Annotated in this window: 21 protein-coding genes; 9 read left to right on the top strand and 12 right to left on the bottom strand. The window is 73.3% G+C overall.

Annotated features, from left to right (window positions below; all coding sequences use genetic code 11):
* Positions 1-16: 16 nt before the first annotated feature.
* Together trmB and Q5530_RS03660 are read right to left on the bottom strand one after the other, a co-directional pair.
* Positions 17-658, bottom strand: coding sequence for a tRNA (guanosine(46)-N7)-methyltransferase TrmB (trmB, locus tag Q5530_RS03665; RefSeq protein ID WP_415361167.1), 642 nt, complete (start codon positions 656-658; stop codon positions 17-19).
* A gap of 93 nt (positions 659-751) precedes the next feature.
* Positions 752-1,333 carry a hypothetical protein gene (locus tag Q5530_RS03660; RefSeq protein ID WP_380643468.1) on the bottom strand — a complete coding sequence of 194 codons (582 nt, stop codon included), beginning with the start codon at positions 1,331-1,333 and terminating at the stop codon, positions 752-754.
* Between the two features lie 254 nt (positions 1,334-1,587).
* Here Q5530_RS03660 and Q5530_RS03655 point away from each other — a divergent pair, with 254 nt between their 5' ends.
* Positions 1,588-2,796: a S8 family serine peptidase gene (locus Q5530_RS03655; protein WP_415360716.1), complete on the top strand. Its 1,209-nt coding sequence runs from the start codon at positions 1,588-1,590 to the stop codon at positions 2,794-2,796.
* A 30-nt stretch (positions 2,797-2,826) separates the two neighbouring features.
* Here Q5530_RS03655 and Q5530_RS03650 read toward each other — a convergent pair whose 3' ends face one another.
* The 4 genes from Q5530_RS03650 to Q5530_RS03635 all read right to left on the bottom strand — a co-directional run bounded on the left by Q5530_RS03650 (position 2,827) and on the right by Q5530_RS03635 (position 6,753).
* Positions 2,827-3,726 carry an ABC transporter ATP-binding protein gene (locus Q5530_RS03650; protein WP_415360715.1) on the bottom strand — a complete coding sequence of 300 codons (900 nt, stop codon included), beginning with the start codon at positions 3,724-3,726 and terminating at the stop codon, positions 2,827-2,829.
* Between the two features lie 130 nt (positions 3,727-3,856).
* On the bottom strand, positions 3,857-4,618 hold the full coding sequence (locus Q5530_RS03645; protein WP_415360713.1) for a hypothetical protein: 762 nt from the start codon (positions 4,616-4,618) through the stop codon (positions 3,857-3,859).
* Positions 4,615-5,547 (bottom strand): ABC transporter ATP-binding protein, encoded by a 933-nt coding sequence (locus Q5530_RS03640; protein WP_415360712.1) that lies wholly within the window; start codon positions 5,545-5,547, stop codon positions 4,615-4,617. The genes Q5530_RS03645 and Q5530_RS03640 overlap by 4 nt, the downstream gene beginning before the upstream one ends.
* A gap of 414 nt (positions 5,548-5,961) precedes the next feature.
* Positions 5,962-6,753 (bottom strand): HAD family hydrolase, encoded by a 792-nt coding sequence (locus tag Q5530_RS03635; RefSeq protein ID WP_415360710.1) that lies wholly within the window; start codon positions 6,751-6,753, stop codon positions 5,962-5,964.
* Between the two features lie 49 nt (positions 6,754-6,802).
* Here Q5530_RS03635 and Q5530_RS03630 point away from each other — a divergent pair, with 49 nt between their 5' ends.
* Together Q5530_RS03630 and Q5530_RS03625 are read left to right on the top strand one after the other, a co-directional pair.
* Positions 6,803-7,372, top strand: coding sequence for a TetR/AcrR family transcriptional regulator (locus Q5530_RS03630; RefSeq protein WP_415360708.1), 570 nt, complete (start codon positions 6,803-6,805; stop codon positions 7,370-7,372).
* On the top strand, positions 7,369-8,286 hold the full coding sequence (locus tag Q5530_RS03625) for an SDR family oxidoreductase (protein ID WP_415360706.1): 918 nt from the start codon (positions 7,369-7,371) through the stop codon (positions 8,284-8,286). The genes Q5530_RS03630 and Q5530_RS03625 overlap by 4 nt, the downstream gene beginning before the upstream one ends.
* Before the next feature lie 22 nt (positions 8,287-8,308).
* Here the strand turns inward: Q5530_RS03625 and Q5530_RS03620 are convergent, their stop codons facing one another.
* From Q5530_RS03620 to Q5530_RS03610, 3 genes are all read right to left on the bottom strand, one after another.
* A complete protein-coding gene (locus Q5530_RS03620; protein ID WP_380642373.1) occupies positions 8,309-8,965 on the bottom strand; it encodes a response regulator in 657 nt (218 codons plus the stop codon).
* A 9-nt stretch (positions 8,966-8,974) separates the two neighbouring features.
* Positions 8,975-10,138: a sensor histidine kinase gene (locus Q5530_RS03615; protein ID WP_415361166.1), complete on the bottom strand. Its 1,164-nt coding sequence runs from the start codon at positions 10,136-10,138 to the stop codon at positions 8,975-8,977.
* A 120-nt stretch (positions 10,139-10,258) separates the two neighbouring features.
* Entirely contained in the window at positions 10,259-10,810 is a 552-nt protein-coding gene (locus tag Q5530_RS03610; protein WP_415360704.1) for a hypothetical protein, read from the bottom strand.
* Between the two features lie 86 nt (positions 10,811-10,896).
* Here Q5530_RS03610 and Q5530_RS03605 point away from each other — a divergent pair, with 86 nt between their 5' ends.
* From Q5530_RS03605 to Q5530_RS03580, 6 genes are all read left to right on the top strand, one after another.
* Positions 10,897-12,414 (top strand): dynamin family protein, encoded by a 1,518-nt coding sequence (locus tag Q5530_RS03605; protein ID WP_415360702.1) that lies wholly within the window; start codon positions 10,897-10,899, stop codon positions 12,412-12,414.
* A complete protein-coding gene (locus Q5530_RS03600) occupies positions 12,387-12,794 on the top strand; it encodes a nucleotide exchange factor GrpE (RefSeq protein ID WP_380642450.1) in 408 nt (135 codons plus the stop codon). Before Q5530_RS03605 ends, Q5530_RS03600 begins: the two co-directional genes overlap by 28 nt.
* Positions 12,791-14,608: a dynamin family protein gene (locus Q5530_RS03595; RefSeq protein WP_415360700.1), complete on the top strand. Its 1,818-nt coding sequence runs from the start codon at positions 12,791-12,793 to the stop codon at positions 14,606-14,608. Before Q5530_RS03600 ends, Q5530_RS03595 begins: the two co-directional genes overlap by 4 nt.
* Before the next feature lie 96 nt (positions 14,609-14,704).
* A complete protein-coding gene (locus Q5530_RS03590) occupies positions 14,705-15,382 on the top strand; it encodes a hypothetical protein (RefSeq protein WP_415360699.1) in 678 nt (225 codons plus the stop codon).
* Positions 15,383-15,991: 609 nt separating this feature from the next.
* Positions 15,992-17,803, top strand: coding sequence for a phosphoenolpyruvate carboxykinase (GTP) (locus tag Q5530_RS03585; RefSeq protein ID WP_415360698.1), 1,812 nt, complete (start codon positions 15,992-15,994; stop codon positions 17,801-17,803).
* Between the two features lie 137 nt (positions 17,804-17,940).
* Positions 17,941-18,393, top strand: coding sequence for a hypothetical protein (locus Q5530_RS03580; protein WP_415360696.1), 453 nt, complete (start codon positions 17,941-17,943; stop codon positions 18,391-18,393).
* Between the two features lie 83 nt (positions 18,394-18,476).
* Here Q5530_RS03580 and Q5530_RS03575 read toward each other — a convergent pair whose 3' ends face one another.
* From Q5530_RS03575 to Q5530_RS03565, 3 genes are all read right to left on the bottom strand, one after another.
* Positions 18,477-19,307, bottom strand: coding sequence for a septum formation family protein (locus Q5530_RS03575; RefSeq protein WP_415360695.1), 831 nt, complete (start codon positions 19,305-19,307; stop codon positions 18,477-18,479).
* A 4-nt stretch (positions 19,308-19,311) separates the two neighbouring features.
* The gene (locus tag Q5530_RS03570) at positions 19,312-20,571 is read right to left on the bottom strand and encodes a hypothetical protein (RefSeq protein ID WP_415360693.1); all 1,260 of its coding nucleotides are present in this window, start codon (positions 20,569-20,571) and stop codon (positions 19,312-19,314) included.
* Between the two features lie 136 nt (positions 20,572-20,707).
* A complete protein-coding gene (locus Q5530_RS03565; protein WP_415360691.1) occupies positions 20,708-21,481 on the bottom strand; it encodes a LamB/YcsF family protein in 774 nt (257 codons plus the stop codon).
* Between the last annotated feature and the right edge of the window lie 84 nt (positions 21,482-21,565).

Below are 21,565 nucleotides of genomic sequence, written 5' to 3'. Positions count from 1 at the left end.
CACCTTGATGCCACGGTCAGGTGAGTTCGACCCGCTCGAACATCAGGTCGTGGCTGATCCGGTCCTCCTCGACGGCCCGCTGCTCGAACTTCGTGACCGGTCGCCAGTCGGGCCGGGGCGCCCACCTGTCGAACCGGTTGCGCAGCAGCGGCTCGGCCGAGCACACCTCCAGCATCTGCTCGGCGTACTCCTCCCAGTCCGTGGCCAGGTGCAGCGTGCCGCCCGGCCGCAGGCGCGTGGCCACCAGGCGCACGAACTCCGGCTGGACCAGCCGCCGCTTGTGGTGCTTCTTCTTGGGCCACGGGTCGGGGAAGAAGATCCGCACCCCGGCGAGCGAGCCGGGCTCCACGTGGTCGGTGAGCAGGTCGACGGCGTCGCCGCGCAGCACCCGCAGGTTCTCCACCCCGAGGGCCTCGGCGCGCAGCAGGAGCTGCGCCAGGCCGGGCTTGTAGACCTCGACGGCGACGTAGTTGAGCTCGGGAGCGGCGGCGACCAGCTGCGAGGTCGTCTCGCCCATCCCGGAGCCGATCTCCAGCAGCAGCGGCGCCTCCCGGTCGAACCACTCGTCGAACCGCACGGGACCGGCCGGGAGCGCTTTGACCTCGCGGCCCCAACGCTCCCAGTGGCGGTCCCATGCGCGCTGCTGCCCCACCGTCATCCGCTCCCCGCGCTGCACGTAGCTCACGACGGATCGGTGGTGGGGCGGTCGCTGGTGGCTGGACGTCACGGGCGTACAGCCTATGGCGGTGCGTTAAGCGATGTTCTCCAGGTCCTCGATCTGCTCGCGCAGCTCGCCCGGGGTGAACTCGATGGGTTGGCGCTGACCGGGGCCCCGGTGCGCGGGGAGCAGGTCCACGAAACCGGGGTGCCGGTCGGTGAACTGCACGGTGGTCGGCTCGGCGGGCCCGTAGACGCCGCTCTCGGACGGCACGAACTCCCAGTAGCCGACCTCGCCCTCGGATGCCCAGGGCACGAACACCCAGCCCGGCCTGGTGGCCAGCAGCCGGGTCACCTCGTCCTCGACGGCGAACGCCGCCGCGCGCGAGGCGATCTTGCCGCGGTCGAGCGCCCGCAACCACCAGGGTGCCGGGGCCTGGGGGCCGACCGCGCGGAACAACGTGAGCACCTGCTGCTCGTCGGCCCGGTGGATCCAGGCTCGACGGCTCTGGGCCGGGGAGTCGGCGATGCCGTCCCCTCCCGCGGCCTCGATCGCGTGCGACCATTCCAACGCCATCATCGGTTCGACGCGAAGGGCGTGGTCGCGCTGCCGTGGCAACTTCTTCGACCCGGTGGCCGAGGAGTCGGCGTTCAGGTCGGGATCAAGCACCGTCACGGGTTCACCTCCGGAGGGTTCCTTGACGGGGGGCACGAATTCGCGTGCGGGCGAGATGCCCACCTCACGATTCGCTGCTTTCCATCTGACCGGGTTCAGAAGATTTTGTCATGGCCCTGTGCCGGAGTTCACGACGTTTTAACGAACGTCTTACTCCAGTCGTCCCAGCCCGGAACTGTGAAACATGACCGACATGGAATATTTGTGACATCGAGCACAGGGGGAATTGCGTGGTGGGGAGAGCGGTTCCGGTCGTGACCGCGGTGGTCGCGCTGCTGCTGACCGCGCCGGTGGCCGGCCACGCCACCGGACCCGGGCAGGGGGTCCGGGCGCAGACGATCCGCGAGCAGCAGTGGCACCTGGAGGCGTTGGGCGTGCCCGAGGCGCACGCCACGACGCGCGGCGAGGGCGTGGTGGTCGCGGTCGTCGACTCGGGCGTGGACGCCACGCGGCCCGACCTGGCCGGGGCGCTGCTGCCGGGCGCCGGCTTCGGCTCCGCGAGCGGCACCGACGGCACGCGGGACGGCGACGGCCACGGCACCGCGATGGCCGCGCTGATCGGCGGCCGGGGCGTCGACGGCGGCGTGCTCGGTGTCGCGCCGGCCGCGCGGATCCTGCCGGTCTCGGTCGGCGCGGACGGCGAGAAGTTCACCACCACGTCCGTGGCCGAGGGCGTGACCTGGGCCGTCGACCAGGGGGCCGACGTGGTCAACCTGTCCCTGACCTCGGCCGCCACGCTGACCCCCGACCTGCTGCGCGCGGTGAACCACGCGTTCGACCGGGACGTCGTGGTGGTCGCCGGCACGGGCAACGACGGCCAGGAGCACGTGGGCGCGCCCGCCAACATCAAGGGCGTGGTCGCGGTGTCCGGCACGGTGCGCGGCAACGGCCCGTGGCCGGAGTCGAACACCGGCCCGGAGACCGTGCTCGCCGCGCCCGCGGAGGACGTCGTCACGGCTATCACGCTGGACGCCTCCGCCACCGGGTTCGCCCAGGTCGACGGCACCAGCGCGGCGACGGCCCTGGTCTCCGGGGCCGCGGCGCTGGTCCGCGCCCACCACCCCGACCTCGACGCGGGCAACGTGGTCAACCGCCTGATCGCCACGGCCACCGACCTCCAGGCGCCGGGCCGCGACGGCGCGACCGGCTTCGGCCTGGTCAACCCGGTCGCCGCGCTGACCGCCGAGGTGCCCCCGGTGGACCACAACCCCCTGGCCCCGCCCCCGCCGCCACCCCCGACGACGACCACCGCGCCCCCGCCGCCGGTCGAGGCGCTGCCGACCGCCCCGGGGGGCGACGACCGCCTCCCGCTGGTCGCCGGCGGGCTCGGCGCGGCCGCCGTCCTGGTGGCCGCGCTCGCCCTCGTCCGGGCGCGCCGGAACAGAATCCGCCGGGCGCCGGTCCCGGTCGTCACCGAAATCCCGCCGCCGGACGACGACTTCTGGCGCACCGACCGCTGGTGACAAAAGGCCGACGCTATTCCGCGGTACCGCCTATTGGGCGGCGTGGTATTCCACTGATTCCTTGGTCAGCTGCATGAACGCCTGTTCGAGCGAGCCCAGCCGGGGGCTCAGCTCGTGCAGGGTGATGCCGTTCGCGGCGGCCAGCTCGCCGATGGCCGCGGATTCCACCCCGTGCACCACGAGCGCGTCGGCGTCCGCCTCCACGCGCCCCCGCTCGTCCAGCAGGGCCCTCAGCCGGTCCAGCTGGGGCGAGCGGACGCGGACGGCGCCCTCGGTGGCCTCCTGGATGAACTGCTCGGTGCCGGTCTGCGCGATGAGCCTGCCGCGCCCGATGACCACCAGGTCCTGCGCCGTCTGGGCCATCTCCGACAGCAGGTGGCTGGACACGAACACGGTCCGCCCCTCGGCGGCGAGCCGGTGCATGAACCGGCGGATCCAGAGGATGCCCTCGGGGTCGAGGCCGTTGACCGGCTCGTCGAACAGCAGCACCTCCGGGTCGCCGAGCAGCGTGCCCGCGATGCCGAGCCGCTGGGACATGCCCAGCGAGAAGGTGCCCGCGCGCCGGTTGGCGACCTCGGTCAGGCCGACCGCGTCCAGCACCTCGTCGACGCGGGCGACCGGGATGTCGTTCGACCTGGCCAGCCACCTGAGGTGGGCGCGCGCGGAGCGGTTGGGGTGCACCCACTTGGCGTCGAGCAGCGCGCCGACCACGCGCAGCGGGTGGCGCAGCGCCCGGTAGTCCTGCCCGTTCACGGTGACGCGGCCCCGGGTGGGGCGGTCCAGGCCGATGACCATGCGCATGGTGGTGGACTTGCCCGCGCCGTTCGGTCCGAGGAAGCCGGTGACCCGGCCCGGTGCGACGGTGAACGACAGGTCGTCCACCGCCACGGTCTTCCCGTAGCGCTTGGTGAGGCCGGTCGCTTCGATCACGACTTCTCCCGTCCGGTCGAGGAACGCCGAGAGCGGGTTCGGGCCACCTCCCCGAAGGTGGCCCGAACCCGCCTTTCCCTACCCCCGATCATCCGCGCGACCGACCCCCTCGGCACGGCCGCGCGTCCCCCTACGCGTCCCGCCGCTTCACGACCACCAGCGAGATCACGTACACCGCGAGGGCGATGGCGGCGAAGTACGCCAGCGATCCCCACGGGCTCAGTTCCCCCACGGTCGGCGGGCCGGCCCCCTCCGGGAGGGCGCTCAGGTCCGGGTCGCCCATGACGAACTTGTTGGCCACGGTGAACGGCATCCACTTCTGGATGTCGTCACCGACGTTCGGGATGAACCCGACGACGCTCTCCACCACCAGCGCGAACACCAGGATGATCGACACCGCGCCCGCGGTCTGCCGCACCAGCGCGCCCACGCCCAGCGCGAGCAGCGCGCCCGCCCCGTACACCAGGCCGACGCCCGCCACGTGCCGCCAGTCGTTGGCCGTGGTCAGCGCGAGCTCCGAGGTGTTGTCGGCCAGCAGCCAGCTCAGGCCCCACGAGCCGAACGCGGCGGCCAGGCCGACGAGGGTGGACAGCAGCACCACCACGACGGCCTTGGCGACCATCGGCGAGGTGCGGTCGGGCACCGCCTGGAACGTCGACTTGATCGTGCCGAAGCGGTACTCGGTGGTCACCGCCAGCGCGGCCATCACCATGATCACGTACAGGCCGAACGAGTGGGTGAACACCGAGGCCAGCACCGGCATCGGCGAGTCGCCCCAGTTGGCCGCGATGATCGCGGTGACGCCCACGGTCAGGCCGAAGGCGAGGAGCATGCACCACCACGGCGAGCGGGTGGAGAAGAGCTTGATGCGTTCAACGGCGAGCAGAGTCATCGCGCGGTCACTTCCCCGGTCTCGACGAGTTCGGCGTGGTACTCCACGGAATCGCCGGTGAGCTGCATGAATGCCTGTTCCAGCGAACCGCGCTGCGGGCTCAACTCGTGCAGCACCACGCCGCCCGACGCCGCGATGTCCCCGATCTGGTCGCTGCTTGCACCCGACACGGTGAGCGCGCCGTCCTCGCCGTCGCGGACGGTGAAGCCCTTGTCCACGAGCATCGCGCCCAGCTTGTCGGCGTGCGGGCTGCGCACCCGCACGCTGTTCTCGGTGGCCTCCTGGATGAACCGCTCGGTGCTGGTCTGCGAGATCAGCCTGCCGCGCCCGATGACCACCAGGTCCTGGGCGGTCACCGCCATCTCCGACAGCAGGTGGCTCGACACCAGCACGGTGCGCCCCTCGGCGGCCAGGTTCTGCATGAACCGGCGGATCCAGAGGATGCCCTCGGGGTCGAGGCCGTTGACCGGCTCGTCGAACAGCAGCACCTTCGGGTCGCCCAGCAGGGCGCCCGCGATGCCGAGCCGCTGCGACATGCCCAGCGAGAACCCCCCGGCGCGGCGCTTGGCGACCTTGGTCAGGCCGACCATGTCGATCACGTCGTCCACCCGGCGGGCCGGCAGGCCGTTGGACTTGGCCAGCCACTCCAGGTGGGCCTTCGCGGAGCGGTTCGGGTGCACCCACTTGGCGTCCAGCAGCGCGCCGACGGTCCGCAGCGGACGGTCGAGGCTCGCGTAGGGCTTGCCGTCGATGAGCACCTTGCCGGCGGTCGGCCGGTCGAGGCCGAGCATCATCCGCATGGTGGTGGACTTGCCCGCGCCGTTCGGACCGAGGAAGCCGGTGACCCTACCCGGCGCGACGGTGAACGACAGGTCGTCCACCGCCACGGTCTTCCCGTAGCGCTTGGTGAGGCCGATAGCCTCGATCATGGTTTCTCCCCTGGACCGCACATCCCCCGTGTTCGGTCATACCCTGCCCGGCAGGAGGGGGTCGGCACATCGGTCTGTAGTTGACTCGTGGGTGCGACTTCAGTCTTATCGTCTTCGCTACCTCGGTCGTAGTAATCCGTGATCACCCTGAGTCGTCCCTGCCCTTCCCCCCACCTCCCCTCAGGGTTACGAAACCATCGCGAGTCGTACGTTCAGGCCCACCGTGTCGTACGTCCAGGACCCCCGAGTTCAACGTTCGCGACCCCGGGACCGGGGCCGGCACCCCGGGGCAGGCGGGGTTCGGCAGGGGGCCGGCACCCCGGGCAGCCGGGGTTCGGCAGGGCCGTCCAGTGTTCGGCAGGGCCGGCCGGGGTTCGGCAGGGTCCGCCCCCGAGGTCTGCCCCCGGGACCCGCTCAAGCCGCGAAGTACCGGTCCAGCACCGCCGCCGCGCCGTCCTCCAGCACGGTCGTCGTCACCGCGTCCGCCGCCTCCCGCACGGCCACCGGCGCCTGCCCCATCGCCACGCCGTGGGCCGCCCACCGCAGCATCGCCACGTCGTTGTCGCCGTCCCCGATGGCCAGGGTGTCCGCGGCCGGCACCCCCAGCGCGGCCCGCAGCTCCTCCAGCGCCGCGCCCTTGGTCACCCCGGGCGGCGTCAGCGTCAGCCACGGCTCGGTGTGGTCCACCGAGCTGGTCACCCCCGGCAGCTCCACGTCCACCAGCCGCAGCCGCAGCTCCTCCGGCGTCCGCCCCACCCACCGCACGACCAGCCGCGACGTCGGCTCGGCCACCAGCTCCGCGAACGGGACCTCCCGCACCTCGCCCCACAGGTCGCCGTCCGGGAACCGCCCGAACGACAGGTTCCCCACCCCGGTGAGCTCGGCCGCGAACACCGCGCCCGGCAGCAGCGCCCGCAACCGCTCCACCGACGGCCCCGGGTCGAACGCCACCTTCCGCACCACCGCCCGCGCCGCCGCGTCCCACCACACCGCGCCGTTCGAGCAGATCGCCGTGCCGACCAGGCCCAGGTCCTCGGCCACGGGCCGGGCGCCGATGAGGCTGCGGCCGGTGGAGAGCACCACGTGGGCGCCGTGGTCGACGGCCCGCCGGATCGCCGCGCGCACCGCGGGGGCCACGTCCTCGCGCCCCACCGGGGTGATCGTGCCGTCGATGTCCAGGGCGATGAGGCGGGGTCTCCAGGTCATCGCCACACCCTAGGCGCGAGCCATTACTGAACCGTGGTTCAATAACCCCGTGCCCCGACCCAGGACGATCACGGACGAGCGCCTGCTCGCCGCGACCGCGCAGGTCATCGGCCGCCGGGGACCCGGCTTCACGCTCGCCGACGTCGCCGCGGCGGCCGAGGTCTCGGTGGGCACGGTGGCGCAGCGCTTCGGCTCCAAGAGCGGCCTGCTCCAGGCCCTGACCCGGCGCACCAGCGCCGAGCAGGTGGCCCGGATGCGCGCCGCGGCCGACGTGCCGGACCCGGTCGAGGGCCTGCGCGCCGCGCTGCTGACCTGGTTCGAGGGCATGAGCGACCCGAACGAGGCGCAGAACCACCTGGCGCAGCTCGGGGTGGACCTGATCGACCCGGAGCTGCGGGCGCTGCTCGCCGACCTGTACGAGGCGACCGGGCGGACCGTGCTGGAGCTGACCCGCCGGGCCGACCTGCCGCGCGCGCCGTCCCCGGAACGCGCGGCCAGGGTGCTCACGGGCCTGCTCTACGGGGTGTCGATGGACTGGTCGGTCCGGCCGCGCGGCGCGCTGGCGGACCGGCTGCGGGAAGACGTGGACGCGGTGCTGGACGCGTGGAAGGGGAGATGACGGCAGTGGAGCTGAAGGGGAAGGTCGCCGCGGTGACGGGGGCGACGCGCGGCGCGGGCCGGGCGATCGCGGTCGAGCTGGGCGCGGCGGGCGCGACGGTGTTCGTCGGCGGCCGGTCGACGCGGGAGCGCAGGTCGCCGATCGGCCGCGACGAGACGATCGAGGAGACGGCCGAGCTGGTCACGGCGGCCGGCGGGCGCGGCATCGCGGTGCGCTGCGACTTCACCGTGCCCGAGGACGTGGACGCGTTCCGCGCCCGGGTCGAGGCCGAGGGCGACGGGCGGCTGGACGTCCTGGTGGACGACGTGTGGGGCGGTGAGGCGGACACCGAGTTCCGCGTGTTCTGGGAGCAGGACCTGGACAAGCAGCTGCGGCTGTGGCGCAACAGCGTGCAGGCCCACCTGGTCACCCTGCACCGCCTGCTGCCGCTGCTGGTCCGCCGGCCGGGCGGCCTGCTGGTCGAGGTCACCGACGGCGACAGCGACGAGTTCTACTCGGGGTCCCTGGCCTACGACTCGGTGAAGGTGGCGATCCGCCGCTTCGGCACCGTGATGGCCAAGGAGCTGGAGCCGCACGGCTGCACGTCGGTCGCGGTCACGCCGGGCTTCCTGCGGTCGGAGCAGATGCTGGAGCACTTCGGCGTCACCGAGGAGAACTGGCGCGACGCGATCGCCGAGGACCCGCACTACGCGATGGCGGAGTCGCCGCACTACGTGGGCCGCGGCATCGCCGCGCTCGCGGCCGACCCGGACCGGCACCGCCACAACGGCAGGGCGCTCGCGTCGTGGACCCTCATGCGCGAGTACGGCTTCACCGACCTGGACGGCTCGCGGCCGGACTGGGGCCGCTGGTACGAGGAGGTCTTCAAGGCGGGCGTCGACCCGACCTCGGTGGACGCCGCGAAGTACCGCTGACCGGGTGCCCGGCCCGGCGGCCTCACACGTCGCCGGGCCGGACCAGCCCCGTCTCGTACGCCAGCACCACGGCCTGCACGCGGTCCCGCAGCTCCAGCTTCGCCAGGATGCGCCCCACGTGCGTCTTCACCGTCGCCTCGGACAGGAACAGCTTCCGCGCGATCTCGGTGTTCGACAGGCCCTTGGCGATCAGCACCAGCACCTCGCGCTCGCGCTCGGTCAGCGCCTCCAGCACCGACGCGTCCCGCAGCTCGCCACCGCCCTCGCCGAGGAACCGGCTCAGCAGCCGCTTGGTCACCGAAGGCGAGACCACCGCGTCCCCGCTGGCCACCGCGCGCAGCGCCGACAGCAGGTCACCCGGCGGGGTGTCCTTGAGCAGGAACCCGGACGCCCCGTTGCGCAGCGCCGACAGCGCGTACTCGTCCAGGTCGAACGTGGTCATCACGAGCACCTTCGCGGTGCCCGCCTCCACGATCCGCTTGGTCGCCTCCACCCCGTCGAGCACGGGCATCCGGACGTCCATCAGCACCACGTCGGGCTGGAGCGAGGCCGCGAGGTGCACGGCGTCCAGGCCGTCACCGGCCTCGCCCACCACCTCGATGTCGTCTTGGGCGCCGAGCACCATCCGGAAGCCCATCCGCATGAGCTCCTGGTCGTCGACGAGCAGTACCCGGATCACCGGACCACCCTATGACGGCGCCAGGGGGAGCACGGCCCGGACCCGCCACCCGCCGCCGGGGTTGGGGCCCGCGTCCAGCGTGCCGCCCAGCACGCCGGCGCGCTCGCGCATCCCGATCAGACCGTTCCCCCCGGATACCGCGACCAGGTCGTGGGGCGTGCCGAACCCGTCGTCGGCCACCTCCACGGCCAGCTGGTCGCCCGTCCGGGTCACGCGGACCACCGCCGACGCGCCGGACCCAGCGTGCTTGAGCGTGTTGGTCAGCGCCTCCTGCACGATCCGGTACAGGCCCAGCCCGAGGCCCGCGGGCAGCGCGCCCAGGTCGTCCGCGACCTCCAGGCGCACCGGCAGCCCGGCCGCCCGGCAGTTCTCGGCCAGCTCCTCCAGGTCGTTCGCGCCCGGCTGCGGCACCCACTGCGTGCCCGACCCGTCCTCCGACCGCAGCACGCCCAGCAGCCGCCGCAGCTCGGTCAGCGCCTGCCGCCCGGTGTCGGCGATGGTCCGCACCGCCGCCTCGGCCAGCTCGGGGTTGCCGCGGATCGCGTAGCCCGCGCCGTCGGCCTGCACCACCATCACGCTCACCGCGTGCGCCACCACGTCGTGCAGCTCGCGCGCGATCCGGGACCGCTCCTCGCCGACCGCGATCCGGGCCTGCTGGTCGCGCTCGGTCTCCAGCAGCCGCAGCCGCTGCTCCAGCTCCGAGTGGTAGGCCCGCCGCGCGCCGACGAACTCGCCCAGCGCCCAGCTGAACCCGAACACGACCGCGACGACGAACAGCACGAACACGACCTCGGGGCCCGCGTTGACCCGCCAGAACGCCCAGATGAGCGAACCGAGCGCCAACCAGACCGCGTACAGCAGGCCCTGCCGCCGCCCCGCGTAGGCCACGACCGTGTAGAGCGCCACGGCCAGCGCGAAGTCCGAGGCCCGCACCGGCACGCCGGTGTCCAGGTCGCCGTGGGTGACCAGCTGGAGCGCGCCGCCGGCCAGGATGACGTAGGCCGACCCCAGCGGGTGCCGCCGGCGGAACACGACCGGCACCACCATGAGCAGGCCGACCAGGAGCATCGTGCCCGGCGACACGAAGTCCGAGGCGGCGACCACGGTGCCCAGGTCCATGACGAACAGCAACCCGGCGATCAGGGAGTCCCCGAACGCCGGGTGCGCTCGCATCCACAGGCTCAGCCGCCGCACGCGACCAGGTTAGGCAGCCGGGGCCCCGTCGCGCGTCGCGCCACGGGTTGACCCGGACTAGTCCTCCGGTCGGAGTTCCCGACCGGAGGGCGACCACCCCTAGCGGATCGTCCTGACCTGCGTCGGGTCGACCTGCTGCTCGGCGGTCGGTGCGGGCTGCTCCACCCGCGGCTGCGGCGCCGCGGGGGTCGCCGTCGGCGCGGTGGCCGCCGGCGAGGTGGTGGTCGGGTGGGCCAGCGGCTCCACCCGGGTCTGCGCCGGCACGCGCTGCTGCTGCTGCTGCTCGAACTGCCGGTGGTCCTCGGCCATCTCGTCCGCGAGCTGCTGCTGGATCTGCCGGTCGCGGATGCGGCCCAGGATGACCATGGTCACCGCGTGCACCGCCGCGAGCACCAGCAGCATGATGCCCAGCCTCGCCACGACGTCCTTGACCGGGTCGCCGGTGCTCACCGTGATCATCGACACCAGCGCCAGCAGACCCAGCACCACCAGGTGAAAGAGCACGGTTGCGAGGCGGGTCATCGACCTGGCCGCCTCCGGGTCGCCGTACGCGCGGTTCATGTAACCCTTGCCGCTGCGGTAGATGAGCTGGCCGTCGATGAGCACCAGCACCACGCCGAGCAGCAGGAACGCAGCGTAACCCTGTTCCATGACGTGACCTCCCTCGTCGCTGGCGGAAATACCCCCGAATCGCCGTGCACAAACTGGACTTCACCCGCGCGTGGCACGATTCGGGCGTGACGACGCAGGCCCAGCCGCTCGCCGGACCGCTCTCGGCGGCCGTGGCGACCCTGTGCGCCGGGTTGCGACCGCAGGTCTCGCCGGCCACGGCCGCCGGCTTCGGCGAGGTGCTGCGCCGGCTGTCGGCCCCGCTCCAGGTCGCGGTGGCCGGCCGGATCAAGTCGGGCAAGTCGACGCTGGTCAACGCGCTCATCGGCCGCCGGGTCGCGCCGACCGACGTGGGTGAGTGCACGCGCCTGGTCACCCGCTTCCAGTACGGCACCGTGGACCGCGTCGAGGTGGTGTTCACGGACGGCCGCAAGCAGGTGCTGCCGTTCGGGCCGGACGGGTCGATCCCGCGCGACCTGGGCGTGGACGTCGACCGCGTCTCGCACGTGGAGGCGTACCTGACCAACGCGGTGCTGCGGGACCTCACCGTGATCGACACCCCCGGCCTGGGCTCCCTGGACGCCGCCTCGGTGGCCCGGACCGAGGCGCTGCTCGGCGGCGAGCTCGACCCGGTGTCGCGCAACGCGGTCGCGGGCGCGGAGGCCGTGCTGTACGTGGTCACCCAGGGCGTGCGCGCCGACGACCAGCAGGCGCTGGCCGCGTTCACCGCCGCCACCGCGGGCCGCGAGGCGGGCCCGGTGAACGCGATCGCCGTGCTCAACAAGGCCGACACGATCGCCGCGGAGACCGTGTCTGGCTCGGCCGGCGACACGTGGCGGGCGGCCGTGCTGCTCGCCGAGCGCCAGGCGCTCACCCTCAAGCCCCGGGTCGCGGACGTGCTGCCGGTGATCGGCCTGGTCGCCGAGTCCACCGAGACCGGCGGCTTCACCTCGGCCGACGCGGACGCGCTGCGCGGGCTCGCCGGGCTGGACGCCGCCACCCGCGAGACCATGCTGATCTCGGCGGACCTGTTCACCTCCTGGGAGTGCGCCGTCCCGGTCGGCGTCCGCACCCGCCTGCTGGAGAAGCTGGACCTCTACGGCGTCCGCAAGGCCCTGGAGGTCCTGGACGCGGAGCCCGGCATCACCGCGGGCGCGCTGCGGCGCCGGCTGCTCGACGCCTCCGGCCTGGACGGGGTGCGCGCCAAGCTGAACGCGGTGTTCCGCTCACGCGCCGACGGCATCAAGGCCGCCGCCGCGCTGGCGTCGGTGACCGCGCTGGCCGCCGCGTCCGGCGACCCGAACGAGCGGCAGCGCGTGCACAACGCCATCGAGGTGCTGCTGGCCAAGCCCGAGGCGCACCAGCTGCGGCTGCTGGAGGCGTTGACGCTGGTGTCCTCCGGCGCCGTGGCGATGCCCGACGACCTGCTGGAGGAGGTGCTGCGGTTCGGCAGCTCCCCGGACGTGGCCGAGCAGCTGGGCCTGCCCGGCCGGCCGGCGCAGGAGCTGATCGCGCACGCGCTGGAGCGGGCCGGCTGGTGGCGGTCCTTCGCCTCGTTCGGCGCCACGCCCGCGCAGAGCCGCGTGGCGCACGTGGTGCACCGGGCGTACTTCCTGATCTGGCAACAACTGCGGGGGCGGCGGTGACGGGATCGGTACCGGGCGGCGGAACGGAACCGGGGGCGGCGGCGTCCGAAGCCGGTGTGAACAGCACCATCGCCGATGAGCTGCTGGACCAGGCGTTGGCCGAGCGGCGCGCGTTGGTGCAGCTCTGCCTGTACGCGCTGGACCGGGCCCGCAGCTCCGGCATCGTCGAGCGGATCGAGGAGGGCCTGGCCGGGATCGGCGTGACGGCGCTGCGCCCCGACGGCGAGCGCTTCGACCCCGCGCGGCACGAGGCAGGCGGCACCCTGCCCACGGACGACGCGTCGCTGGCCGGCGTGGTCGCGGAGACCGAGGTGGTCGGCTTCGTCGACCGGGGCCGCACGCTGCGCGCGCCCGTCGTCACCGTCTACACGACCCGATGACCGGCCTCCCGCAGACCGTCCGGCAGACCAGGGAGAGGCTGACGACCCTGGTCCGCTCGCTGGACCCCGCCGCCGCGTCGTTCGTGGAGACCCGCCGCGGCGGGCCCGCCTCGGTGGTGGTCGTCGGCGAGACCAACCGCGGCAAGAGCTCCCTGGTCAACGCCCTGCTGGCGACGCCGGGCCTGTCCCCGGTCGACGCGGAGGTGGCGACCGCGGCGTACCTGGTGTTCCGGCACGGCCCGGAGTGGGCGGCGCGCGCCTGCTACGCCGGGTCGATGTCGCCGGTGCCGTTCGACCGGGCCGAGCTGCCGCGCTGGGTGTCCGCCGCGCACGACCTGCCCGAGGGGATGCTGCCGCCCCGGTACGTCGAGGTGGAGGCCCCGATCCCGCTGCTGGAGCGGCTGTCCGTGGTCGACACCCCCGGCGTCGGCGGCCTGGACGCCGCGCACGGCGAGCTGGCCGCCGAGGCCGCCGCCGACGCGACCGCGCTGCTGTTCGTGGTCGACGCCTCGGCCCCGTTCACGCGGGGCGAGCTGGACTTCCTGCGCGCGCTCGGTGAGCGCGTGGAGACCGTGGTGTTCGCGCTGGCCAAGGTCGACCAGTACCGGGGCTGGCAGCAGGTGCTGGAGGCGGACCGGGCGCTGCTGGCCGAGCACGCCCCGAGGTTCCGCGACGCGCGGTTCCACCCGGTGTCCTCGCGGGTGTTCGAGCTGGCCGCGAACGCGCCGAACCCGGACGCGGCGGCGATGCTGCGGGAGCGCTCGGGCGTCGGCGCGTTGCAGGAGGCGTTGCAGGAGCTGGTGGTCGGGCGGGCGGCGATGCTCGGCGAGGCCAACGGGCTGCGCGCGCTGGCCACCGTGCTGGACGAGCTGGTCGCCCGCACCGAGGCCGACAAGCGCGCCCTGTCCTCCGGCGAGGAGGAGGCGGAGGCGCTGCGCGCCCGGCGCGACGAGCTGAACTCGCAGCGCCGCTCGTCCACGCGCAGCTGGCAGGTGCGGTTGCGCGGCGAGGTGCAGCGGGCCCGCGTGGAGGGCGCGCACGAGGTGAGCCGGCAGGTCCGGGACGTGCAGACGTGGTTCCGCACGGCCATCGACTCGGCCTCGCGGGAGCGGCTGGCGTTGCTGCCGCAGCAGGTGGACGCGGCGCTCCAGCTGGTGTCCGGGCGGATCAGCGCGGGGTTGGGCGCGCGGCTGGCGCGGGTGGCGGACGCGGCGCTGGCGGACCTGTTCTCGCCCGAGGAGCTGGCCGTGATCCGGGGCCAGTTCGCGCGCGGCGCGACCCCGCCGGTGGTGCTGCGCCCGCCGGAGAAGCGCGTGCCGACCGCCGAGGACAAGCTGCTGGTGTTCATGGGCGTGTCCGGCGGGCTGGGCGCGGGCAGGCTGGCGACGCTGCCGCTGGCCGGGCTGGGCGTGGCGGCGCTGAACCCGGTGGTGCTGCCGGTGACGATCGTGCTGGGCCTGGGCGCGGGCTGGTGGATGGCGCGCACGCGCAAGCACTCGGCCGACAAGCAGCACCTCAAGCAGTGGCTGTCCGACGCCATCGCCGACGCGCGGTCCACCGTGGACCAGCTGGTGGCCGAGCAGCTGATCGAGGCGGAGCAGCAGCTGTCGCTGGCGCTGGACGACGCGCTGGGCCGGCGGGTCGACGCGATCGAGGCCGAGCTGCGCGAGGTCGACAGGGCGCTGCGGATGAGCGCGGGCGAGCGGACCCGGGCGTTGCAGGCGGTGACCAGGCGGCTGGCCGAGCTGACCGCGGGGCGCGCCAAGGTCGACGAGCTGCTGGCGCGGATCAGGGCGGTGCGCGACCGCGCGTGACCGGGTGCCCGCGCTGCGCGCCGGGAGCTTCCGGGCGGAACCGAACCGGCATAACGTGAGTCGTACCGGGCACACGCGAACGGGAGGGTGGACACGGTGTACATCGACGAGACGGGCACGACCGACGGCGAGCTGAAGGTCACGGTCGGCGACGAGGAGTACACCGCCGAGGCCAACTACGACCTCGACCAGGACGGGGTCGAGGAGAGCGCCGTGGTCGAGACCGACGAGGGCGGCCACCTGGCGTTCACCGACACCGACGGCGACGGCGAAGCCGACCTGATGACCAGCTTCGACGCCGAGGGCGAGGTCACCGCCCAGGCCGAGTTCGACGAGGACTCCGGCGACTGGGTGGCCGTGGACCCGGCCGACGATCGCGACCAGCGCACCAACACCAACGACGGCCGGTCGATCGTGGTGGACGTGGAGGACGGCGCGGACCAGAACATCGGCCCGGCCACCGAGGACACCGACGGCGACGGCCGCGCCGACACCGCCGTGGTCACCGACGAGGAGGGTGACACCTGGCTGTTCACCGACTCCGACGGTGACGGCCGGGCGGACCTGGCCACCGAGATCACCCGGGACGGCGAGGTCACCGTCACGCGGCACACCGGTGAGGACGAGTGGACCGAGGTCGAGCACGGCCGCATCGGCGAGGACGGCAAGTACTCGCCCGACAGCGACGGGTTGTGGGGCGGGGACGGGCGGGTGACGGTGTCGGGCGTGGTGCGCATCGACTCCGTGACCGGGCAGTGGATCAGCCCGAACTGAGCGGCGGCCGCACCGCGACCCCCACCACGGCCCGGCGGCGGCGGAGCCCGACTCCCCGAGCCCGGTAGCGCACGTCACCGAACCCCCTGCCCGCAGCCCTCGTCCGGCCGCGCGCAGGGGTTCCCGGCGTGCGCGCGACGACCCGTCACCCCAGGTCGGAGCCGACTTGATCGAACACCCGCCCCCACCGCCGCACCGCCCCGGAACCGTTCCCGCCCACATTTCTGGAACGGTCGAGAAATCCGGGCATTTCGTCAAGTCGACATCGAGGAAAATTCGCGTACCTGAACCGGGAGCGGTACCGGGCGTAACCTGGTCGACACCTCGGCCCTGTGGTGATCGACGCACCGCCGCGCCCTTGCATTACGTCAACTAAAGCCCAGGTCACATGAGCTTTTTAAGGTGATCGGGTGCTGAATCGATTACAGGATCGGTTTTGTGAGCCAGCCGACAGGTCGGATGTGCGTTACCGGTGATTAACCCGGCTAACCTCCGTCTATCCCTTAAACGGCACGCCCTCCACCGGGCGGGCGGAGCCATTCCCGAGGACGTCCCACCCGGACATCGACGTCCACCGTGGGCTGGCGATCGGCTAGGAGACGAGACGAGATGACGGCAGTGACCATTCCCGGTCTCGACCAGGCACCCACCGACCACCCGCGCCTGCTGTCCTGGGTGCACGAGGTCGCCGAGCTCACCTGTCCCGACCAGGTCGTGTGGGCGGACGGTTCCCAGGACGAGTGGGACCGCCTCACTGCCAAGCTCGTGGACGCGGGCACCTTCGTCCCGCTGAAGAAGAAGCCCAACTCCTTCTGGGCGGCCAGCGACCCGACCGACGTGGCCCGCGTCGAGGAGCGCACGTTCATCTGCTCGGTGGACCCGCAGGACGCGGGCCCGACGAACAACTGGATGGACCCCGCCGAGATGAAGGGGGTCATGACCGAGCTCTACCGGGGCTCGATGCGCGGTCGCACGATGTACGTGATCCCGTTCTGCATGGGCCCGCTCGACGCGGAGAAGCCGATGCTGGGCGTGGAGATCACCGACTCCGAGTACGTCGTCGTCTCGATGCACATCATGACCCGCATGGGCACGAAGGCGCTGAACCGATTTGGCCACGACGCCGACTTCGTGCAGGCGCTGCACTCGATCGGCGCGCCGCTGGAGCCGGGCCAGGACGACGTGCCGTGGCCGTGCAACGAGACGAAGTACATCACCCAGTTCCCCGAAGAGCGGATGATCTGGTCCTACGGCTCGGGCTACGGCGGCAACGCGCTGCTGGGCAAGAAGTGCTACTCGCTGCGCATCGCCTCGGTGATGGCGCGCGACGAGGGCTGGCTGGCCGAGCACATGCTGATCCTCAAGCTCACCTCGCCGGAGCGGAAGACCTACTACGTCGCGGCCGCGTTCCCCAGCGCCTGCGGCAAGACCAACCTGGCCATGCTGGAGCCGACCATCCCCGGCTGGAAGGTCGAGACCCTGGGCGACGACATCGCCTGGATGCGGTTCGGCGAGGACGGCCGGCTGTATGCGGTGAACCCGGAGAACGGCTTCTTCGGCGTCGCGCCCGGCACCGACTACCACACCAACCCCAACGCGATGCGCACCATCGAGAAGGGGAACTCGCTGTTCACCAACGTCGCGCTGACCGACGACGGCGACGTGTGGTGGGAGGGCATGGGCGAGCCGCCCGCGCACCTGACCTCGTGGAAGAAGCAGGACTGGACGCCGGGCGGCGAGGAGCTGTCCTCGCACCCGAACTCGCGCTACTGCACGCCGATCGAGCAGTGCGACATCAAGGCCCCCGAGTGGGACGACCCGAAGGGCGTGCCGATCTCGGCGATCTTCTTCGGCGGCCGGCGCGCCACCACGATCCCGCTGATCACCGAGTCCCGCGACTGGCAGCACGGCGTGTTCATGGGCGCCACGCTGTCCAGCGAGACGACCGCGGCGGCCGCCGGCAAGGTCGGCGTGGTGCGCCGCGACCCGATGGCGATGCTGCCGTTCATCGGCTACCACGCGGGCGACTACTTCCAGCACTGGATCGACACCGGCAAGTCGGCCGACGCGGACAAGCTGCCGAAGATCTTCTACGTCAACTGGTTCCGCCGCGGTGAGGACAAGCGGTTCCTGTGGCCGGGCTTCGGCGAGAACTCGCGCGTGCTGAAGTGGGCCGTCGAGCGGATCGAGGGCAGGGCCGCCGCCGTGGAGACGCCGATCGGCCACGTGCCGACCGCCGAGGCGCTCGACCTGGCGGGCCTGGACGCGGCGCCCGGCGACGTCGAGGCGGCGCTGGAGTTCGACGCCGACGAGTGGCGGGCCGAGATCCCGATGATCGAGGAGTGGTTCGCCAAGATCGGCGAGAAGGTGCCGACCTCGCTGCGCGACGAGCTGGAGGCGCTGAAGCTCCGGCTCGGCTGATCCTCCCCCGAACCACCGCGGCGAACGTTCCCGCGGTTCAAGGGACCCGGTGGCCAACGGCGCCCACCGGGTCCCTTTTTTCGTCACCGCGGGTGATTTCCGGCTCGTTCGGGGAGGCTCTGGCGTACCAAGGAAGGGTGACGCAGCGGGAGGACTTCCTCGGCGGCCTGCACTTCGACGGGCCGCGAGAGGCACGCCCCGGACCCGATCCGGGCATCGTGCGCTATTACCCGGTTGAACCGGGGCGGGAGCGGGTAGTGCTGGGGTGGCACCTCGGTGGGGCTCTGCTCGGGGTGGTGGCCGCGGGGTTCGCGGCGTTCGCGTGGGGCTACGGGATCGACCAGCTGGACGAGGTGCGGGCACGCGGTCTGGTGGCGCTGGGGCTCGCGGGCCTGCTGGTGGGTCTGGTGTGCGCGGGGAAGCTGTCCCCAGCCGCTCCCCTGACCGCGGGGATCACCGCAATCACCTGTTCGGTGGTGTACGAACTCGGGTTCGTCACCCTTTTGCCGGTGCTCAGGGGCGTGTTCGACAGCGGAGCGTCGATCTTCGCGGGGGTCCTGCTCGTCGTGTCCGCGTTCCGCCGGCGATAGTTGTCCACAGGTTGTGGACAGAGCTGTGCACAGCCTGTGGGTGGTGTGCACAACCCGGCCTGTGGACAACTCGGCCGGTCCGGTCAGGCGGGCAGGGGGTTGCGCCCGAGGCCCCACAGGCGACCGGTGAACGGGCGGGTCGCCTCGGCGAAGCAGATGACCGAGGTGTAGCCCTCGGACCAGGCGAGGCTGCCGAACGAGCGCCACGAGGCGAACACGTCGTCGCGCGGCGCGCCCACGTAGGCGGTCACGGCCCGTGAGCAGTGGTCGGCCGCCTTCTGCCTGACCTGGTCGAGTGACGGCGCGGGGTCCCGGGGGCCGCCGACGGCCAGCACGCCGGGCACGGCCTCGGCGCGGTGCGCCTGGTCGCAACCGGTGAGCCCGGCGTCCTCGTCCACGCCCGGCGAGCCGGTCGCGCACAGCTGGAGGGTGCTGAAGCCGGCCGCCGCCAGGACGCCCCGGACGGTGCCGGTGCGCCGCACCCGCGTGCCGTCCGGCGCGACCTCGACCACCGCGCACACCAGCCAGCGGTCGCCGCGCGCCCAGCCGTCGCGGCTCGGCCAGAACGCCCGCGCCTGGAGCCGGGTGGCGTCGTGGTCGGCGCTGCCGACGTAGGCCGTCAGCGCGGTCCGGCACGCCGGGACGGCGGCGCGGCGCAGGTCGCGCTCCTCCGGGTAGGCCGTGCCCAGCTCCGGCAGCTGCCCGACCTCGGTGACCTCGGCCTCGTGCGGCGCGGCGCAGTCGAGCACCTCCACGCCGGTGTCGGTGCACCCGCCCGCCTGCGGCAGCTCCCGCGGCGAGGGGGTGAGCGAGGGGCGGACCACCTCGGCGTCCGGCGTGCCCCCGACCCGGGCGGTGCAGGCGGCGAGCGACAGCACGGCCACCGCCACGACCGCCGCCCGCCGTCTCCTCACCCGGTCAGGTTACTGACACCAGGGCGACCACCTGATCGGCGATGGCCCGGCGCTCCCGCTCGAACGCCGCGTCGGTCAGCGCGGTCGGGTCGGCCGGCTGGCCCAGCTCGGGCGTGTGCAGGTGACCGCCCGCGACGGTGGTCGCGCCCAGGCCGAGGCGCAGCCGGTTCGCCCGGTACACCGACTCGTTGGACAGGTAGTCGCCGCCACCGCCCGACGCCGCCGCCGCGCCCGGCGTCGGCTCGTCCTCGCGGCAGTCCACCGGACCCGCGCCGGGCGGGGAACCGGGCCGCCACTCGCAGAACGAGCGGTTGAACAGCACCGGGTACGGCGCGGTGCCCGCGTTGACGAGCCGGTCGACCGGCAGCGTCGTCTCGATGAACTCGTGCGCGGGCTGCGGCCACCCGGCGGCGTCCGGCACCGGGCCGAACTCGCCGACGTCGTTGTTGTCCTGGAACCCGCCGCGCCAGCGGGCGGCCCACCGCTCCACGTCGAACCGGCCGGGCCGCCCCTGGCTGACCGTCACGAACGCGTGCGGCGCCTGGTCCGCCGCGGTGCCGAAGAACCGCTCCACGATCCCCTGGTCGAACGACCCCCAGAGCACCGGCAGCACGGCGGCCTGGAGGACCACCCGGCCCCGCGGGGTGTCCACGACCAGGCCGTCCAGCCGGAGCGCCGCCGCACCGGACGGGTTGCTGCGCCGCACGGACGTGCCGAACAGCTGGAACGGGTCGAACCCGGTCACCGCGACCCGCCGGACCCCGGCGCCGAACCGGGCGTCGGTGATGCCGCGCGACGCCCGGTCGAACCGGTCGACCAGCTCGGCGCGCTCGGCGGCGGTGAGGGTGAAGGGCGGCTGCCACTGCCGGAGCGCCCGGGTGGCCTGGAGGCGGGCCCAGTACAGGGGCCGGTCGTCGTAGGCGTCCCAGGTCTGCGGCGTCCGGGCCCGCTGCACGGCGGCCCGCCACAGGTTCGTGCCGGCGCCGTCGGCGAGCTGCCGCGCGGCGGCGCGGGTGGTGGTCGCGCAGAGCCGGGTGGTGAAGAGGGTGACGTCGTCGTCGAAGCCGCCGAGCCGGGTCAGCTCGGGGCCGACCGCGGGGCCCTCGGGGGTGAGCCGGTCGTCCAGGCGCTGCTCCTCCACCGTGGTGGGCGCGTTCGGGTCGAGGCACGGGGCGGACTGCGCGTGGGCGGTGGGCGCGAGGACCGCGGCGAGCAGGGACAGGCCGAGGGCCAGCGGGAGTGCGGTGCGGAGTTCTCTGATCACCCCTTCGATGCTCTCGACCGGCGGCGCGGGGAGGAACCCCCGATCAGCCCTGAAAATTCGGGCACCCCGGGTTCGGCGGCTCACCGGTTCGGGCGACCGGCCGGCCACACTCCCGGCCGACCACACTCCCGGCCGGTCACGCGCTCACCCGGTCCGCCCCGCCCGCGAACGGCCCCAGCGGCACCCCGACCCCGGTCAGCGCCTCGCGCACGGCCCGCGCGAGACCCACCGCCCCCGGGGTGTCGCCGTGCACGCAGATCGAGTCCGCCCGGATCCGCAGCAGCCGCCCGTCCACCGCCCGCACCTGCCCGTCCACGGCCAGCGCCACGCACCGCGCCGCCACCTCGCGCGGGTCGTGCAGCACCGCGCCGGGCCGCCGCCGGTCCACCAGCGCGCCCCGCGACGTGTACGCCCGGTCGGCGAACGCCTCGTGGCGCACCGGCAGCCCCGCCACCTCGGCCCGCTTCAACCACACCGCGCCGGGCGGGCCGAGCACGGGCAGCGCCGGGTCGTACGCGCGCACCGCGTCCACCACCGCGTCGGCCTGCGCCTCGTGCTCGACCAGGGCGTTGTAGAGGGCGCCGTGCGGTTTGACGTAGGCCACGCGGGTGCCGGCGGCGCGGGCGCACGCGTCCAGGCCACCCAGCTGGTAGAGCACCTCGGCGGTGAGCGTGCCGGCCTCCACGTCCACGAACCGCCTGCCGAAGCCGTTGAGGTCGCGGTAGCCCACGTGCGCGCCGACGGCCACCCCGCGCGCCGCCGCCCACCCGCAGGTCCGCCGCATCGTCTCCGGGTCGCCCGCGTGGAAGCCGCACGCGACGTTGGCGCTGGTCACGATGTCGAGCAGGGCCCGGTCGTCGCCCAGCGACCAGCGGCCGAAGCCCTCACCCAGGTCCGCGTTGAGATCCACGGCCAGCCCCCTCTCGTCGCCCCCGTCCAGTGTGGGGATTGTTCAACAATCCTGCAATACTCCATGTGATTCGTCCGAGGAGGG

It is taken from the genome of Saccharothrix sp. BKS2 (genome assembly GCF_047689505.1).
Lineage (GTDB): Bacteria > Actinomycetota > Actinomycetes > Mycobacteriales > Pseudonocardiaceae > Actinosynnema > Actinosynnema lopnurensis.
The sequence above is the reverse complement of the archived record's forward strand: the minus strand, read 5'-3'. Positions and strand labels throughout refer to the sequence as shown.

Bases quoted from the DNA above. Each gene is read 5' to 3' on its own strand.
- Q5530_RS03615 (WP_415361166.1), bottom strand. From the start codon at position 10,138: ATGCGAGCGCACCCGGCGTTCGGGGACTCCCTGATCGCCGGGTTGCTG.
- Q5530_RS03635 (WP_415360710.1), bottom strand. From the start codon at position 6,753: ATGACCTGGAGACCCCGCCTCATCGCCCTGGACATCGACGGCACGATC.
- Q5530_RS03595 (WP_415360700.1), top strand. From the start codon at position 12,791: ATGACCGGCCTCCCGCAGACCGTCCGGCAGACCAGGGAGAGGCTGACG.
- Q5530_RS03640 (WP_415360712.1), bottom strand. From the start codon at position 5,547: ATGATCGAGGCTATCGGCCTCACCAAGCGCTACGGGAAGACCGTGGCG.
- Q5530_RS03610 (WP_415360704.1), bottom strand. From the start codon at position 10,810: ATGGAACAGGGTTACGCTGCGTTCCTGCTGCTCGGCGTGGTGCTGGTG.
- Q5530_RS03645 (WP_415360713.1), bottom strand. From the start codon at position 4,618: ATGACTCTGCTCGCCGTTGAACGCATCAAGCTCTTCTCCACCCGCTCG.
- Q5530_RS03585 (WP_415360698.1), top strand. From the start codon at position 15,992: ATGACGGCAGTGACCATTCCCGGTCTCGACCAGGCACCCACCGACCAC.
- Q5530_RS03625 (WP_415360706.1), top strand. From the start codon at position 7,369: ATGACGGCAGTGGAGCTGAAGGGGAAGGTCGCCGCGGTGACGGGGGCG.
- trmB (WP_415361167.1), bottom strand. From the start codon at position 658: ATGACGGTGGGGCAGCAGCGCGCATGGGACCGCCACTGGGAGCGTTGG.